This window comes from Ruegeria sp. O11 (assembly GCF_056535285.1).
Genome location: NZ_JBQERS010000006.1, coordinates 112,793 through 129,582, shown reverse-complemented (window position 1 = coordinate 129,582; position 16,790 = coordinate 112,793). Strand labels below are relative to the sequence as shown.

General features: G+C 56.0%; 17 protein-coding genes. 11 read left to right on the top strand and 6 right to left on the bottom strand.

The features are described from left to right. Positions 1-46: 46 nt before the first annotated feature. Positions 47-355 carry a hypothetical protein gene (locus tag ACRZ91_RS13465; protein WP_170473067.1) on the bottom strand — a complete coding sequence of 103 codons (309 nt, stop codon included), beginning with the start codon at positions 353-355 and terminating at the stop codon, positions 47-49. Positions 356-759: 404 nt separating this feature from the next. Beyond that, positions 760-1,500 carry an NlpC/P60 family protein gene (locus tag ACRZ91_RS13460; RefSeq protein WP_480906156.1) on the bottom strand — a complete coding sequence of 247 codons (741 nt, stop codon included), beginning with the start codon at positions 1,498-1,500 and terminating at the stop codon, positions 760-762. 266 nt (positions 1,501-1,766) lie between these two features. Here ACRZ91_RS13460 and lepA point away from each other — a divergent pair, with 266 nt between their 5' ends. Beyond that, complete coding sequence (gene lepA / locus ACRZ91_RS13455) at positions 1,767-3,566, top strand: translation elongation factor 4 (RefSeq protein WP_170511302.1); 1,800 nt, start codon at positions 1,767-1,769, stop codon at positions 3,564-3,566. A gap of 98 nt (positions 3,567-3,664) precedes the next feature. On the opposite strand, the gene ACRZ91_RS13450 is transcribed toward lepA, so the two are convergent. Continuing rightward, positions 3,665-4,447, bottom strand: a complete 783-nt coding sequence (locus tag ACRZ91_RS13450) for an HTH domain-containing protein (RefSeq protein WP_480906152.1) — start codon at positions 4,445-4,447, stop codon at positions 3,665-3,667. A 501-nt stretch (positions 4,448-4,948) separates the two neighbouring features. On the opposite strand from ACRZ91_RS13450, the gene ACRZ91_RS13445 reads away from it, so the two are divergent. Together ACRZ91_RS13445 and ACRZ91_RS13440 are read left to right on the top strand one after the other, a co-directional pair. Beyond that, the gene (locus ACRZ91_RS13445) at positions 4,949-5,269 is read left to right on the top strand and encodes a hypothetical protein (protein WP_058277004.1); all 321 of its coding nucleotides are present in this window, start codon (positions 4,949-4,951) and stop codon (positions 5,267-5,269) included. A gap of 130 nt (positions 5,270-5,399) precedes the next feature. Then, positions 5,400-5,849, top strand: a complete 450-nt coding sequence (locus ACRZ91_RS13440) for a hypothetical protein (RefSeq protein WP_480906149.1) — start codon at positions 5,400-5,402, stop codon at positions 5,847-5,849. 228 nt (positions 5,850-6,077) lie between these two features. Here ACRZ91_RS13440 and ACRZ91_RS13435 read toward each other — a convergent pair whose 3' ends face one another. Then, the gene (locus tag ACRZ91_RS13435; protein WP_480906146.1) at positions 6,078-6,485 is read right to left on the bottom strand and encodes a hypothetical protein; all 408 of its coding nucleotides are present in this window, start codon (positions 6,483-6,485) and stop codon (positions 6,078-6,080) included. 628 nt (positions 6,486-7,113) lie between these two features. Between ACRZ91_RS13435 and ACRZ91_RS13430 the strand changes: the two genes are divergently transcribed. The 5 genes from ACRZ91_RS13430 (at position 7,114) to ACRZ91_RS13410 (ending at position 11,569) form a co-directional block, all read left to right on the top strand. Further along, positions 7,114-7,620: a hypothetical protein gene (locus ACRZ91_RS13430; RefSeq protein ID WP_170541409.1), complete on the top strand. Its 507-nt coding sequence runs from the start codon at positions 7,114-7,116 to the stop codon at positions 7,618-7,620. 212 nt (positions 7,621-7,832) lie between these two features. Further along, complete coding sequence (gene rpsD / locus ACRZ91_RS13425) at positions 7,833-8,453, top strand: 30S ribosomal protein S4 (protein ID WP_480906143.1); 621 nt, start codon at positions 7,833-7,835, stop codon at positions 8,451-8,453. A gap of 295 nt (positions 8,454-8,748) precedes the next feature. Then, positions 8,749-9,834, top strand: a complete 1,086-nt coding sequence (gene hisC / locus ACRZ91_RS13420; protein WP_480906140.1) for a histidinol-phosphate transaminase — start codon at positions 8,749-8,751, stop codon at positions 9,832-9,834. After that, a complete protein-coding gene (locus ACRZ91_RS13415) occupies positions 9,831-10,751 on the top strand; it encodes a prephenate/arogenate dehydrogenase family protein (protein WP_480906137.1) in 921 nt (306 codons plus the stop codon). The genes hisC and ACRZ91_RS13415 overlap by 4 nt, the downstream gene beginning before the upstream one ends. Further along, entirely contained in the window at positions 10,748-11,569 is an 822-nt protein-coding gene (locus tag ACRZ91_RS13410) for an extensin-like domain-containing protein (RefSeq protein WP_480906134.1), read from the top strand. Before ACRZ91_RS13415 ends, ACRZ91_RS13410 begins: the two co-directional genes overlap by 4 nt. On the opposite strand, the gene ACRZ91_RS13405 is transcribed toward ACRZ91_RS13410, so the two are convergent. Then, positions 11,566-12,567 (bottom strand): DUF2125 domain-containing protein, encoded by a 1,002-nt coding sequence (locus ACRZ91_RS13405; protein WP_170541397.1) that lies wholly within the window; start codon positions 12,565-12,567, stop codon positions 11,566-11,568. The two genes, ACRZ91_RS13410 and ACRZ91_RS13405, sit on opposite strands and share 4 nt — an antisense overlap. A 67-nt stretch (positions 12,568-12,634) precedes the next feature. Here ACRZ91_RS13405 and ACRZ91_RS13400 point away from each other — a divergent pair, with 67 nt between their 5' ends. From ACRZ91_RS13400 to ACRZ91_RS13390, 3 genes are all read left to right on the top strand, one after another. Continuing rightward, positions 12,635-13,165, top strand: a complete 531-nt coding sequence (locus ACRZ91_RS13400) for a gamma-glutamylcyclotransferase (RefSeq protein ID WP_480716768.1) — start codon at positions 12,635-12,637, stop codon at positions 13,163-13,165. Between the two features lie 68 nt (positions 13,166-13,233). After that, positions 13,234-14,412, top strand: coding sequence for a biopolymer transporter ExbB (locus ACRZ91_RS13395; RefSeq protein WP_480906130.1), 1,179 nt, complete (start codon positions 13,234-13,236; stop codon positions 14,410-14,412). 3 nt (positions 14,413-14,415) lie between these two features. Beyond that, entirely contained in the window at positions 14,416-16,095 is a 1,680-nt protein-coding gene (locus ACRZ91_RS13390) for a peptidoglycan -binding protein (RefSeq protein ID WP_480906128.1), read from the top strand. Between the two features lie 14 nt (positions 16,096-16,109). On the opposite strand, the gene ACRZ91_RS13385 is transcribed toward ACRZ91_RS13390, so the two are convergent. Continuing rightward, a complete protein-coding gene (locus ACRZ91_RS13385) occupies positions 16,110-16,718 on the bottom strand; it encodes a DJ-1/PfpI family protein (RefSeq protein ID WP_480906125.1) in 609 nt (202 codons plus the stop codon). Positions 16,719-16,790: the final 72 nt, after the last annotated feature.

The following is a 16,790-nucleotide window of genomic DNA, read 5'->3' as shown; positions in this document are numbered from 1 at the left end:
CCTTTTTTGAGGCGCAGCGTGCATCAGGTCAAGGATTGCCTCTGGCTCAGCTGCAGATCGCCTGCGCCATCTGGCCAAAGTTCTGATACCGATCCCACAGCGCATCATCGCGCGCGGTCTGCGACATCTTCAACTCCTGCGCCTGATGGGGGTCTTCGAACCATTTGGCCACGGTCTTCTGATCGCCACGCGTCAACGCCTGATCCGCCACGCGCTGAATGCAAGTGCATCGCGCCCGCGTCGCCGCCTCACGGTCTGATGCCAAACACGCCCGCTTGATCTGCGCCGCGTCCACTGTGTGGGCCACCGCCGTCACCGATGCCGCACAAAATGCGATTAAGAGGAACTGTTTCATACTCGCCTCGTTTTTTTGCCTGCCCGGACGGGTCTTATGCCCCTCTCGGTCTGCGGCGAATTATGAATCAAAGTGGATTCGGGATCAATTGGGTGGTTCGAAAAAGTGAATACACGAGTCGGAAACACCCCACCCCGTAGGCCGGGCTTCAGCCCGGCACCGTTCAATGCCGCCAACCATAACAATTTTTGGATCGGCGCGTCGCGCGCAAAAACCATCCATCAACTGAGTGCCGGGAGCAAAAGGCCTTATGCATAACAAGATCCACCTGCTTGGCGCGAGCCGCACAGCAGCATGGTGCCAAAAGCGTTCGATCTGATCGCATCAGACCTGCAATCAGATCAAATTCTGTCAGTGCCGTTCAGAACGGCCTCGCCCATTAATTACAAAGCCATCAGTCATTGTCAGAATTCGTCATCCGTGATTTTCCAATCAGCTTTGCCCTTTATCACCTTTCGGGGATAGGGGCCTCCGAGCGATGGTAGTCGGGCACCCAGCAACCGGTTTCGGGCGATTTTCGAAACTGAAACACTGTTGGACTGATTGCCGCCCAGAACGTGGTAGTGGGTGCTGTCTTCGGAATAATAAAACCCCACATGGCCTTTTATGCCCGCAATACTGCTGCGCCAAAAGACCAGAATCGAGCCAAAGCAAGCATCGACGGTCATACCAAATTTCAACCAGTTGCGCGCAAGATAGGGATTGTTCGGCAGCGGTGCGTTGGGAACAGAAACCGCGACGCAGGTTTCCACAAAATCCCCACACCACGGCAGTTTCGCCGGGTCTCCAAGGGTTGGTCCGTCGCATTTTAGGAATTTGCGCAATTCCACATTATCGTGCCCCTCGTGCAAGCCTTTCTTGCTGATCGCCAAGGTCATCCAGGGAAAGTAATCCAGCAGGTCTCGACCGGGTTCTTTAACGGCCTTTTTCGTGGATGGCGGCAAGGGCGTTCCGTCCGGCAGGCTAGGGTCCAGCCTTAGCGCGGCGACGGTTGAATTGTCCAACTGCCCGCTAGGCGAGATGCCGCGCGCCATCTGAAACGCGACCACGGCGTTGCGCGTGTTGCGCCCCCAAACGCCATCAACTACGCCGGGGTTGAAATCATGCGCCAGCAGTCGGCGTTGAACCCATTCCATGAAACTCATTTTGAAGTCTCCTAAATATTGAAATATAAGATGTTTTTAATGCCAGGTCGCACTATCCATCAGCGGCGGGCATTTTCAATTTGACCCTAAACGCGCCGTGCGAGTCAAATTCACAGGTATTTCTGGGGGCAACTTGACCGGTTATCACCGTATCTCTGCCGTTGCTGGAACGCGCGGATTCCGTTGGTTTCCGGCTGCGGATCCTCAGACCCTGAGGATGATAAAGGTCTCGACAACCCGAAAAAACATGGCCATATCCCGAACCCATGACAGACCTCGCTCATATCCGCAATTTCTCCATCGTCGCGCATATCGACCATGGCAAATCCACCCTTGCTGACCGGCTCATCCAAGAGACCGGAACGGTCAAGGATCGCGACATGAAGGAACAGCTGCTCGACAGCATGGATATCGAGCGTGAACGCGGCATCACCATCAAGGCCAACACGGTTCGCATCGACTATACCGCCGACAATGGCGAGGCATACGTGCTGAACCTGATCGACACCCCCGGCCACGTGGACTTTGCCTATGAGGTCAGCCGTTCCATGCGCGCGGTCGAGGGCTCGCTGCTGGTCGTCGACTCCACCCAGGGGGTCGAGGCGCAGACGCTGGCAAATGTGTACCAAGCCATCGACGCCGATCATGAGATCGTGCCGGTGCTGAACAAGATCGACCTGCCCGCGTCCGACTGTGATCGTGTGGCCGAACAGATCGAGGATGTGATCGGTATCGACGCAACCGATGCCATTCAGGTCTCTGCCAAGACGGGGCAGGGCATCCACGAGACGCTGGAAGCCATCGTGCAGCAACTGCCTGCGCCACAGGGCAATCTGGATGCGCCGCTCAAGGCGATGCTGGTGGATTCATGGTACGACGCCTATCTCGGCGTTATCGTTCTGGTCCGCATCATGGACGGCACGCTGAAAAAGGGGATGCGGGTCAAGTTCATGTCAAACAACACCCTGCACCATGTCGACCGCGTTGGCGTCTTCCGCCCCGAGATGGAGATGGTCGACAGCCTTGGCCCCGGTGAGATCGGCTTTCTCACCGCCTCAATCAAACAGGTCCGCGACACCCGAGTTGGTGACACCATCACCAATGACCGCAACGGCACCGAGGACGCGCTGGACGGCTTCAAACCCGCGCAGCCGGTGGTGTTCTGCGGCCTCTTCCCCGTCGACAGTTCCGAATTCGAAGACCTGCGCGATGCGATCGACAAGCTGGCGCTGAACGATGCCAGCTTTAGCTTTGAAATGGAAACCTCGGCAGCGCTGGGCTTTGGCTTCCGTTGCGGCTTCCTGGGCCTTCTGCACCTTGAGGTCATCCGCGACCGCATCGAACGCGAATACGATATCGAGCTCATCACGACCGCGCCCTCGGTGATCTATCACGTCTACATGAAAGACGGCGAGATGATCGAGCTGCACAACCCCGCCGACATGCCTGACCCGTCCAAGGTCGACCATATCGAGGAGCCGCGCATCAAGGCGACCATCTTGGTTCCGGATGAATACCTCGGCGACGTGCTGAAACTCTGCCAGGACCGCCGCGGCATCCAACTGGACCTGACCTATGCGGGCACCCGCGCCATGGTCGTCTATGACCTGCCGCTGAACGAGGTCGTCTTTGACTTCTACGACCGCCTGAAATCGGTGACCAAGGGCTATGCCTCGTTCGACTACCAGATGACCGGTTATACCGAGGATAATCTGGTCAAGATGTCGGTGCTGGTGAATGACGAACCCGTCGACGCGCTCTCGACCATGGTTCACCGCGACCGGGCCGAGATGCGGGGCCGGGCGATGTGCGAAAAACTCAAAGACCTGATCCCGCGCCACATGTTCAAAATCCCGATCCAGGCCGCCATTGGAGGCAAGGTCATCGCGCGCGAGACCCTCTCGGCGCTGCGCAAGGACGTGACCGCCAAATGCTACGGAGGCGACGCCACGCGGAAACGCAAACTGCTGGACAAGCAGAAGGCGGGTAAGAAGAAGATGCGTCAGTTCGGGAAGGTGGATATCCCGCAGGAGGCGTTTATTTCAGCGCTGAAGATGGACTCTTAGTTCATTTTAAGTGCGAGTGCGCGAAAGCGGTTGGCGCAGCCTATTAGCGTGCCCACACGGTGGAATAATGAGGCACATTTCGTTGACTTAGCTTTGCTTCAATCTTCGTCGATATCTGACAAAAGCATCTTGGCTAGAGCTTCTTTCCTTTGCTTCTTTTTCTCGGTGTCAGCAACTTGTAGATATTCGATGTCAGAAAAGTCGTCGCCTCTTTTCCTGTTTTGAGGCGGCTCAAGTGCTTCAATTAAGATAGCTTCCATCAATGAAATGATCTCATTCTGGTTTGTGGAGAAGTGCGGTTCTGTCAGTTTCCCTGAGTCCTGAACTCCTTTCAAACCAAACCAAGAGAAGCGATCCCACCGACCATTGAGCCTGTCACGCGTGTGCTCATAAAGTCTCTGCCCTAAAGGACGGTCCGTTGAGCGTCCTACATAAATTACTCTGGATCGATCATGTAGAAGGTAGATACCTACTTGGTCGCTAAAGTTGATTTCCTTGGCGCCCTGTTGCTGTTGGCCAAGGATTTTCGGTTTGGATTTCCAGTTAACCTTGTCTGCATGCCAAAACATACCGGCGCATTTGACAACTTTCCTCGGTTCAGCATCTTCATCTTCGCTTGTTTCGGAGTGTTCCACAGCCATTTGTGAGGGCAACTTTTTTAACATGAATGTGCCCGGATTTGTTTTTATGAATGGACTTGCTTCACCGTCGTTTTTAATTGAGAGGTGAATCGTTGCATAAACTGAGTTTGCTGGAGTTGCCCCTAGTTGATTCCGGAGATTCTGTTTGTCAATTTCTTCAGCGACGGTTTTATAGTGCATGGCCTCGCCAGCGTTGGCTAGAACTTGCTCGATAGCGTCTTTCCAAGACATATTGGGCATTCGCAAGATTCCTCACAGAGTTTTCCCCTAAGTAATTCTCTTTTTAGGTGTGCGCAATTGTCGATAGTTCGCCTGAATGGTGTGGTGTGACTTAATTCAATCGAATAACCTCATCAAAAAACGTTGAGGTTAAATCAACCCACCCGCCCGGCGGCACCGTCGGGCTGCGCCGACCCGCCTCCGTCAAACCGAAGGTTTGCCTCCGGTAAAACGGGCGGCGCGTTTGCGCCTCCCCTCGGGTCGGTCGGTGCCCTCGGTTCTACTGACCAATCGCAAGGCGGGCTTCAGCCCGCCACCCCTCCGGCTCAAACCCAAGGCGCGAGATATCGAACGCTCGGATTGGCGGGCTAAAGCCCGCCCTATGGACGTATAGGTGGGTTGAAAACCCACCCTACGTAGGATGGGTTTTTAACCCATCACCCACACTGTGACCCACCTCACAGCCCCAACCTCACCCACCTGCTACACTCGACCCAACGGAACCCTCGGCAGGAGGCGCAGATGTCCACATCCATGATCCCCATCATCGCCCTCGGATCGGCGGGTCTCTATTCCGTTGCCATGATCGCGATGAAGTTCTGGTGGAAACTCCCCGGTGTGGGTCTCGGTCTGCTGATCGTCGCAACCCTGCTGGCCGGGGCGACACTGGAGCTTGCCGCGCTGCGTGAGGAACGGCTGGGGATCATCTATACCGGCATTCTGGGGGCCGAGGTTGTTTTGATCGCCATCGCCTCATTCTTTCTGTTTGGCGAGAACTTCTCGTATCGCGAGGCGGCAGGCATCGGCCTTGTCATCCTCGGCACTGCGCTGGCCTGGGCCTGACGCAAACATTACCGGTTTATGAAGTTTCCCTTAGGTAAGTTGTAACCGGCACACCTCCGCCCAATCTGTAGGCCACAGCAAGGATGTTCGCATTTGAACTCCAATGGGTCGCTTTCAGGAGGAGATCCCCATGACCAGATACATGACTGCCGGAGCAGCCGCTCTGGCCACCAGCCTCACCCTCGGAACCGCAGCACTGGCCGATACCACGCCGGACCTGCGTGGCACATGGGTCGGGTCTTATACGACCGTGCAGCCCAGCCACTATTACAAGGGTGATCAGCCCCGCTTTAATCAAGCCGAATGGATGCTCGACGTCCAGATGCAAGAAGACAATGTCTTCTGGGGCCCCAGCAAGTGGCGTCGCGAGGGTGATACCGAATGGAACGAATACGAGGCCACCGGAGCCATCAGCCTCGATGGGTCGGGCACGATCGGCATCGTTGAAACTTCGCCACTGGTGATTGGCGCGAATGCGTTGATCGATGCGCGGTACGAGGACGGCAAGATCTTTGCCGATTTCCGTAGCCTGCGGAACGGAACGACCTACAGCACCGTTCTGGAACGTCAGGTGAACTGAAGCGTTTCCGGCCCGATAGGATGTTAAAGGGGGTTAATGCCGCTGAGATTTGTGACTGCGGCAGGAGTAGTAGGTACCCCGTTCAGGTCGGAGCGCTTCTCATCAACAATCGTCTCCACAGGGAGGAGACGGGCCGGGCGGCAATCTCGCCGCCCGCGACAGGGTCCAGACTCCCGCGTTCGAGAATGCGGCGTTCCTCGGCACGGGTCATCTGGATCTCGCGGACCTTCAGCGCGGCGTCGCGCGCGGTGAGGTACCTGCCGTCCGGCCTTGAGAGTACCGCTTGATAGGAAGTGAAACTATCCACTGCAGGGTTTCTGGGTAGCTTTCCCACTCCACTGGATCGTTTCGTGGATAGGGCTCATTGCCAGCCCATCGGATTCTCAAGGCTGCTGCCATGTACAGGTTGGTTGAGTTCTGATCCCGCAACATCTGGATTGCCTGATCAGCCAGATCTTTGGACGGGCAATAAGTGGACCAGGCACTCAGTTCGGTATCATCGTATAGCACAAAGAGGATATTCGGGACACCTTCCGCGGAAGCCTTTGGCGCGACCCGAGCCCAATCGGATTCAGAATCCCTGACATTCAGTTCGATCGTGCCATTGAACCCGGGGTAGCCCAAGGGCCTCTTCATTTCTGGCACTTCCTGCGCCGGCAACGGTTAGTGCTCCGACGACTAAAATGCGACTGATCATCAACAGAAGTTCCCTTGAAATGGATTATTCGTGAAGCCAAGAGTTCTTTCTAAAAAATATGGTATCAAATTGAACGTTTAAACCAACCTGTGCGTGTATGCCGGTGAAAACCTTTGACCTTATAGCCAACGATGTACCTCAGCTGGTCGTCGCTGGGCAAAATGCATGCTTTCGTCAAAGGGAATGTTCCAGTTAGACCTGTCGCGCTTGCTTTCCGAATTCAGGTCTCGTCTATGCTACTTCCACGCACTAGGGGCGATTCCACAGCAATGACAATTCATTGATAGTGCTTTCGCTGAGGCCTTAGGACCGGATACCCTTGCCAATTGCTTCAACGCGCCCATCGGGAATTTCAATCACAAGATCGGCCGACTGTGGTACTCGAGTTATTTGATATTTGTAGGGCTGCAGTCATGTAGCCTGGCGGCGAAACGGGTTAAGTCTCAAAGTGACTTTGTTCTTTGGCAACATTTTTGTGAATGCTGCATTTCGGTCTCTTTTCCGCCCATTTTTTCACTGATACACATGCAACATAAAAAGTAGGCGAGTAAATGTACGGGCGGGTATATGGGAACCGGGTTTAACGGTCAGGTAGCGATATCTTGGTCGCAGACAGAGATTGACGGGCTTGAGGCGGCGCCTCTTGCCCATATGGTTGTCGGTGCAGCTTGGTCTTGGCGGGGCCGCAAGATCGAATTGTCGGCAGATGCTGATGTTTATGTTCAGAACGATGCATACTCAAATGTTGTATCAGCGCTGGCGGCACGAGCGGATGTTGCTTTTGACCCGCTTGCTGTAGCTCAGGGCTCGCTCGTCGAGCTGACAAATGGAGCGCAGAAATTCACTGCCGAGCTTGTGCAAATTGTCGGTGGTTCTTCTCTGATGTTGATTTTCAAGGACGGATGCCCCGAAGCGGATCAGGAGTTTTGGGTCAGTGAGGCGGCTGAGAATGTGGTGCCCGCCGATATTGGATTTATCGATGACAGTAAGGTGATTGCCTTCCCCGGTTCTGCGGCTGGGGTGATCGCAATTCCCGCAGATATGTCAAAAATCGTGGGTGTTGCCGCTGAATAGCAGGCCGCACCGCTGAAAATTGTATGAATAATACGAAAAACGGCCCGACTGTTCGGTTCGGCATGTTGACTCTGGTAAAACTGCAGATATAAGCGCGGCTTCATTGGTGTTGGTGGCCCCCGCAAGGGGATGCCTGTCATGGGGGAAACCTCAAGAGGACAACGCCCTTCATAGTGGCCAATGTGGCCTCGACCAAACGAAGGAGATCAGCCGTGACCAAACGCACGTCTGCCAAGTACAAAATCGACCGCCGGATGGGCGAAAACATCTGGGGTCGTCCGAAATCCCCGGTCAACCGTCGTGAATACGGCCCCGGCCAGCACGGTCAGCGCCGCAAGGGCAAACTGTCGGACTTTGGTCTGCAGCTGCGTGCCAAGCAGAAGCTGAAAGGCTATTATGGCGACCTGACCGAGAAGCAGTTCCGCCGCATCTACGCCGAAGCTGTTCGTGTGAACGGTGACACCGGTGAAAACCTGATCGGTCTGCTGGAACGTCGTCTGGACGCTGTTGTCTATCGTGCCAAGTTTGTTGCAACCGTGTTTGCCGCGCGTCAATTCGTGAACCACGGCCACGTCAAAGTGAACGGCAAGCGGGTCAACATCCCCAGCTACCGCGTCAAAGAAGGCGACGTGATCGAAGTACGTGACAAGTCCAAGCAACTGGCTGTTGTTCTGGAAGCGGCTGCTCTGGCCGAGCGTGATGTCCCAGACTACATCGATGCGGATCACTCGAAAATGACTGCAACGTTTGTGCGCGCACCTAGCCTGAGTGATGTGCCTTACCCGGTTATGATGGAACCGAACCTGGTCGTCGAATTCTACGCGAAGAACTAATCTTCGCCGACCTGTAGAGTTTAGGGGCCGCGCTTACAGCGCGGTCTTTTTTATTTGGGGGGCTCTGCCCCCGTCGCTTTGCGACTCCCCCGAGATATTTTGAGCCAGATGAAGAGGCGGATCCGAGGAGGCACCCATCGGTGAGCGTTGCGATATCGCAAGGGCTGAGCCGAGGATATCCGGGCATTTCATTCTGCTGAACCGGCGATGACCTGCTTCGAGGCGGTCTGAAGGAATTGCCGCTTTTCTCAATGCGATGAGAAGGGTAAGAGGGGCCACGTTATTGGAGCCCCTCATGAACCAGATCACCCCACAACCCGGCATTATGGACATCGCACTGTATCAGGGCGGGCAGTCACATGTTGAGGGCGTGGCTGAAGTCATCAAGCTGAGTTCCAATGAAAACCCTTTCGGACCAAGCCCCAAGGCAATCGAGGCCGTGCGCGATAGCGCAGCTTCGTTGCATCGTTATCCCAGCACCGATCACGCCAGCCTGCGCAACGCGATTGCTGAAAAGCATGGGTTGAACCCGGACCGTATTATATGCGGCGTCGGCAGTGACGAGGTGCTGCAATTCGTAGCGCAGGCCTATGCCGGGCCGGGCGATGAGGTGATTTATACCGAGCATGGGTTTTCCATGTACCCAATCATCGCGCGCATGGCTGGGGCGACCCCGGTCATGGTTTCCGAGCGGGATCGCCGAGTGGACGTGGATAACATCCTTGCTGCGGTCACAGGCCGGACACGGATTGTCTTTGTAACCAATCCAGGGAACCCGACTTCAACAATGGTTTCTGACGCAGAGTTGGTACGGTTGGCGCAGGGTTTGCCCAACGATTGCCTAATGGTGCTGGATGGCGCCTATGCAGAATTTGTCGACGGCTTCGATGGTGGGGCTTGGCTGGTTGACAAGTTTAGCAACGTCATCATGACCCGAACATTCTCCAAGGTGTACGGTCTTGGGGGCATGCGCGTTGGCTGGGGCTATGCAGCGAAAGAGATAATCGACGTGCTGAACCGCGTCCGGCAGCCCTTCAACCTATCTTTGACCGCACTGGCAGCCGCAGAAGCCGCTGTAGGCGACGAAGAATATCTGCGGTTTTGCCAGTCAGAGAATGCGCGCCTTCGCATTTGGTTGTCTGAGGAACTGGCCAAGGTTGGAGTGGCTTCAGATGCCTCCTGCACCAATTTCGTACTCGCCCGCTTTGCTGATCGGAACGAGGCTGAGGCTTGTGACGATTTCCTGAAAACTCAGGGTTTGATCGTTCGGCGGGTTGCGGGCTACAACCTGCCAAACGCTCTGCGGATTACCGTAGGTGACGAAAACGCCTGCCGCCGCGTGGTTGCAGCCATTACCGCGTTCAAAGGGGGCGCTGCATGACCCAGATATACGACCGTGTGGCGCTGATTGGGCTGGGCCTAATCGCTTCCTCCATGTTCTGGGCGATCAAACGCGCCGGGCTTGCAGGCGAAGTTACGGGTTATGCCCGATCTGAAGCGACACGTGAGACTGCGCGTCGTATCGGACTTTGCGACCGGGTATGCGATACCGCGCAAGAGGCAGTCGAAGATGCTGACCTGGTGGTCCTTTGTGTTCCTGTTGGGGCGATGGGAGCCGTGGCAGAAGATATCGCACCAGTTCTGAAGCCGGGTGCAACAGTTTCGGATGTCGGGTCGGTCAAGCGTCATGTGATCAAGGCTGTCTCGCCGCACGTCCCCGATGGGGTCCATTTCATTCCTGCCCACCCTCTAGCCGGAACCGAACATTCCGGCCCCGAAGCTGGTTTCGCCGAGCTGTTTGACAACCGCTGGTGTCTGCTGGTGCCGGTAGAAGGTTCAGATATAGGCGCAATCGCGCAACTGCGCGCTTTCTGGGAAGGCATGGGTTCGAATGTCGATGAGATGGACGCTGATCACCATGATTTGGTTCTTGCCGTTACCTCGCATGCTCCGCACCTGATCGCCTACACGATGGTAGGTGTCGCAGATGATCTTCGGCGGGTTACAGACACGGAAGTCATCAAATACTCGGCCGCCGGTTTCCGCGACTTTACGCGAATCGCGGCCTCAGATCCGACCATGTGGCGCGATGTTTTTCTGACCAACAAGGACGCGACGCTGGAGATTCTAGGGCGTTTCACCGAAGAACTCTTTGCACTTCAACGGGCTATCCGCACAGGTGACGGAGAGCAATTGTTCGACTACTTTACGCGCACTCGGGCAATCCGCCGAGGCATTATCGATGCTGGGCAGGACACGGATGCACCAGATTTTGGGCGGGGAAAGACATCGACATGAGAGGCTTGAGCAGCAGCTTATTGATAGGTTTCGTCGTATTGACGGCAACGACTTCACATTCCGCTGCGCCTGAAGCCTCTCTTGTTCCGCTGACACGCCCAGTGAACTCCGAGGTGGTTAAAACCGTTGTCACTTCCAACATCCGTCCCATCCTAAGGCCTTCTTCACCTCAGGTAACAGCCGCGGCGGCCCGACCCGTTGATCTCCCATTTTTGGGGCCAGAGAATTCGATCCGGCCATTTGTTCGACCAGAACAATTGGAACAGCAAGTTCTCTTCAAGAAACGCAAGCTGCGCAAAACCTCGGTGTGCGGTGACATCGACATACAGGGCAAGGCGGTCGGGCGTGTTAATGGCAAGATCAAAGCCTGTGGGATCAAAGACGCGGTTCAGATCACGTCGGTTTCAGGGGTCAAATTAAGCCGCCCTTCAACGATGGATTGCGGAACAGCGCAGGCTCTGAACAAATGGGTCGACAAAGCCGTTATACCCACATTCAAACGACGTGGTCCGGTGGTCGAACTGCAGGTCGCCGCGCACTACGCTTGTCGAACGCGGAACAACCGCAAAGGGGCGCGAATATCCGAACACGGCAAGGGGCGCGCCATCGACATATCGGGTTTCAAGATGGCGGATGGTGAGGTGGTGACAGTCCTGGATGGTTGGCGCAAGAATCCGTCCAAGAAACAACTAACCAAAGTCTGGCGCGGCGCTTGTGGGCCGTTTGGCACGGTTCTGGGGCCAAACTCGGATCGCTATCATCGGGATCATTTCCACCTTGATACTGCGCGGTATCGCAACGGTACTTATTGCCGTTAACGGAGAACCAGCCGGGGTGCAGGGCCCAGTGGCAAAGGCCCCAAGGCGACGAACCCGTCGCGAAAATTCAGTTGTAAATCCAGCGCATTCGGATTGCCGCCCAAACCGGCCATGAACCCCAAAGCGCGGGTCACCGCATCAACTGCCTGATCAGGAAGTGCGCCTGCAGCATTTGCCATCGCGATCATATCGCGCCAGTTTTCCGCCTTCATCGCGATTTCACCGGTTGGGATGCCTTGTTCGTCTACATCCAATTCTCCGGTGGCGAACAGGCGCAACTCTCCCCATTTCACCTCTGCCAAACGCAGGTCGATCTCGACGGGTTGAGGGCGACGCTGCTCAAGCGCCGAGCGATCCCAAGGTTTGTCGAAAGTGACAAACATATCCAGCTCAAGTGTTTCGAACGATTGCGGTAGGGTCGAGGCTGAACGCATCAGACGCCTCAGATCATCACCGGGTGTAAATCCGTCGACATTTGCCGTAATCCCATAGCTTTCGGGTGCTCCGGATTGTTCCATCACAAGACCCAGCGTTTGACCACCAGCCTGCGGATCACCTTCGGTGGTCAGCAACCAGCGTTCAGAAGTCAGCGCCATTTTCTCAAGCACCAGTGCGACGCCAGGTTGGAGGTGCAGTTCGGCTTGTAGCTCCTCAGCCTGAACGGTTGTGGTCTGGTCGAAATAGGACAGGCGCTGTGGTGTGCTAGCAAAGCGCAGCATCTGACGGCCAGGCCAGATTGCTGGGCTTTGGAATTCGATCCAATCCGCGCTCCATGCCGTTCCGTTAACTGGATCGGCCAAAGCGGGGTTGTCTAGGCGCGTGATGTGTTGAAACGGATATCCGGCCGTTGTCACGTCTGAGAAGTCAGCCTGCCAGCCCAGTTCTTGCTGCCTGTCAAACCAACCGGTCAGTGCGTTGCGCAGCCCGTAACCGGCCACAAACCAATACGCGCTCCACGCAAGGGCGATAAATACAAAAACGCGTATCAGGCGACGCATGATGAATGGCCCTTTTTCCTGCCTCGGATTTGATGTTTATAGGGCCAAACAGGCAAGGACCAGTGCAATGACGATGTGGGTATTCGGATATGGGTCGTTGCTGTGGAATCCGGGTTTCCCGGTAGCCCACAGTGAACGTGCCACTTTGCATGGCTACGCCCGGTCGTTTTGTATGCGTTCGATCCACCATCGCGGCACCGAGGAAGATCCTGGCCTGGTGCTGGCGCTAGACGAGCAGCCCGACGCGCTCTGCACTGGATTGGCTCTGGCCGTCGAAGCAGGACATGAAGATCGCACCTTGGCGGAGCTGCGCGAGCGCGAGCTGATCTCGTCAGCATATCTTGAACGAATGCTTGATGTGCATCTGGACTGCGGGACGATCGTGAACGCAGTGACTTACGTAATCGACGCGCATCATGTTCAATATTGCGGTGGCCTGCCATTGGAAGAGCAAGCCCAGATCATCGCCCATGCGGTTGGCGGGCGTGGACCGAATACCGAGTATCTCTATAATACCGCGTCGCATCTGACAGATATTGGACTGCACGACCCGGACCTTGAGTGGTTGTCGCAACGGGTGCGGACAATCAGTGCATAAACTCTTGGCGTCGCGGGACGAACTTCGTTAGGTTCAGCCCAGAGCAGACAATACCAGGAGCCACGCGCATGGCGCAGGCACATCAGGGCGTGAGACCGCATTTCTCACAACCGATCCGTCAAATCTTAATGATGCTGATTGCAATCGGGCTGTCGGGGCTAGGCGTGTTCATGGCGCTGCCCTATGTGCTGCCCGTCGTTCAAGCCAATCTGTATCTTAACGGGTTCATCCTGCTCGTCTTTGTCATCGGTGTTGCCGCCTGTTTTCTGCAAGTTACGCAGTTGATCGGCTCGGTTCGTTGGATTGAAGCTTTCATCGGTGGGGTCGAGCGGGACGATGTGCGCCCGCCGCAATTGTTGGCTCCACTGGCGTCGCTTCTACGTGAACGGGGTGCGCGGTCTCAGATCAGTTCCAGCTCAACCCGGTCAATCCTCGATTCCGTCGCCGAACGGGTGGAGGAGGAGCGTGAGATCACGCGTTATATCACCAACGTGCTGATCTACCTTGGTCTTTTGGGTACCTTCTTTGGACTGGCTACAACGGTTCCGGCCATCGTCGACACAATCCGCAGCCTGAACCCTCAGGAAGGCGAGGAGGGCTTGGCCGTCTTCAATCGTCTGATGACGGGACTGGAATCACAGCTGCAGGGAATGGGTGTTGCCTTTGGCTCGTCTCTGCTGGGCCTGGCTGGATCACTTATCGTCGGCTTGCTGGAATTATTTGCAGGTCATGGCCAGAACCGCTTTTACCGTGAGTTGGAGGAATGGCTGTCATCAATTACCCGCGTCGGATTTGCGGCGGGTGATGAAGGGGGCGCCGAATTGGCCGTACTGACACCGATTCTTGATGCGATGTCCGAGCAGATGGATGCCCTGCAGGATATGTTCTCGGCGCAAGAAGTTGACCGGATCAATGTCTCAACCAAACTGGGTCAATTGGTTGATGTGATCGGGGAAATGAACCAACGGCAGGCCCAGACCGAAGGTGTTACGGCGGCATTGGAACGTGTGGCGCTGGGGCAAGATGCACTGCTGGATCATATGCGCGAACACGGCGCGGGTGAGGGGATCGATGCCGAAAGCCGGATGCGCCTGCGATCGATGGATGTACAGCTACTGCGTATTCTCGAAGAGATTTCCGCCGGTCGTCAGGACAGCATGAACGAGCTGCGCAAGGACTTCGAGCTACTGGTCAAAGCACTCACTCTTCCACGCGGCGCAGTGCGTAGCTCTCCGGAAGGAGAGTAACGGATGGCGCTGTCTCGCCGCACAGGTCAACGGTTCTCGGGCTCGGTCTGGCCCGGTTTCGTGGACGCAATGACCGGCTTGCTGATGGTTTTGACCTTTGTGTTGACCATCTTCATGGTAGTCCAGTTTGTGTTGCGCGAGACCATTTCAGGCCAAGAGGATGAACTGACCGCGCTGTCCGACGAAATCGCAGCACTGGCTGGGGCGTTGGGGCTGGAAGAGCGGGAAAACAGCCGCCTTCAAGCTCGGTTGGGGACGCTGAACACGACCCTGAACCGGGTCGAAGATGATTTGGCGCAAGCACAAGGACGCATCACCGACTTCGAGGCGCAGGTCGCCGCATTGCTTGCTGATCAGGAACGGGCACAGGGAGATATTACGGCGCTGGAAACTCAGCGCGATGAACTGCTGACTGAACAAGAGGCCCTCAATCTGGCGCTTGCCCAAAGTCGGCAGGAAATCGACGCGCAAGCCGAAGCCGCGCGTCTGGCCGCTGCACGGCGCGAAGCGCTTGAGGCCTTGATTGCCGACCTTGAAACCAACAAAGATGCTCAAGCCCTTCAAATCACTGAGCTTGAGCAACAACTGACCGAAGAAGAAGCCGCGCGTCTTGCCGAGGCGGCTGCGGCGGAAACCTTGCGCAATCGTTTGCAGGATGCAGATGCCGAGCTGACGGCGATGACACTCGCATTAGAAGCACAACGCAAGGAAGCCGAAGAAACACTGACCTTGCTGGCCGCAGCGCGGGCCGCACAGGCAGAGTTGGAGCAGAAATTTGGCGAAATCAATGCCGAAGAGTTAAGAGCTCAGCTTCAGGCTGCGCTAGAGGCACAAACGCGAGCTCAGGCACAGGTCGACGAACAAAAGTCACTCGCAGACGAGCGTGCTGCGCTCTTGGCTTTGGCACAAGATACACTTGCGTCTGAGAAAGAGATATCGGCAGAGGCACAGCGGCAGACCGCCTTGTTGAATCAGCAGATGTCGGCGTTGCGCAGCCAGCTCGGATCATTGCAGGCGCTTTTGGATGATTATGAAGATCGAAATGCGGCAGCCGAAATTCAGATTCAGACGCTGGGACAGGATTTGAATGCGGCCCTCGCGCGTGCCGCCTCGGAAGAGCGCCGCCGAAGGTTGCTGGAAGAGGCCGAGCGTATCCGTCTTGAGGCCGAAGCCGAGGAACTCGCCGGTCAAAACCAGGAGCTGACAGCACAGGCGGAAGATCTGCAACGTTACCGCTCGGAGTTCTTCGGGCGATTGCGGGATGTGCTGGGCGATCAGGAAGGTGTTCGGATCGAGGGTGACAGATTCGTATTCTCGTCCGAGGTTCTTTTTGCCACAGGCTCGGCTGAGTTGTCCGTCGAAGGTCGCCAAGAGGTCGCCAAGGTCGCCAATATTCTGCGTAGTGTCGCCGCAGAAATCCCTGATGGATTGAATTGGGTCATCCGGGTCGATGGGCATACCGACAATGTACCGCTTGTGAGCACTGGACGGTATCGCGACAATTGGGAACTCAGCCAGGGCCGCGCTTTGTCTGTGGTGCGCTATATGGTTGATGCGCTGGGTATTCCTCCGGATCGGCTTGCAGCAAATGGGTTCGGGGAATTCCAGCCCGTTAACCCAGCGGACACCCCCGAGGCCCGTGCGCAGAATCGTCGGATCGAGTTGAAACTGACTGAGCGGTAAGCAGCAAACGAGTATCAGACCAACCCGTGAATTCGGGCAAAGGGATCGTGGCTCTTGTCCTTGTGCCACGAATACTCGCACCACTTGGCAACTTCCTCGGCTCTGTCTTCTCCGTGCATCAAGGCGATAGCGCCCAGCGTCATGTCCATACCGGCAGAAACTCCGGATGACGTCAGGAAGGGGCCATCTTCGACCCATCGCGCCTGAGGCACCCAGTTGACATTTGGCCCCTGCGTGCGGACCCACGAATACGCAGCCTTATTCGTGGTGGCGCGCCGATTGTCCAAAACACCAGCTTTGGCAAGAAGAGCGCTGCCGGTGCAAACACTCAGGGTGAACTCCACCTTCTCGGCGCTGGTCGAGATCCAGTCCAGCAGGCGGTGATTCCCTACCTCGCGGCGCGTTCCGGCACCACCGGGGACGAAGAGGATATCATAGTGAGTATCGTCGCTGATCGAGTGTTCGGCGATCGCTTTCAGCTTTTGGTTGCTTTGAATTGGCCCTGGGGTTTCAGCGACAAGTTCCAATTGGAAATCGTCCTCCAGAAGACCGAACATCTCCATCGGGCCAAAGACATCCAGCAATTCAAACCCGGGAAATATCAACGCACCGATTCTACGCAATTCTGCACCTGTTCTCAGCCGACTTATGCAGATGAAAAACGCCTGCCAAATGAAGTTGGCAGGCGTTCAAGC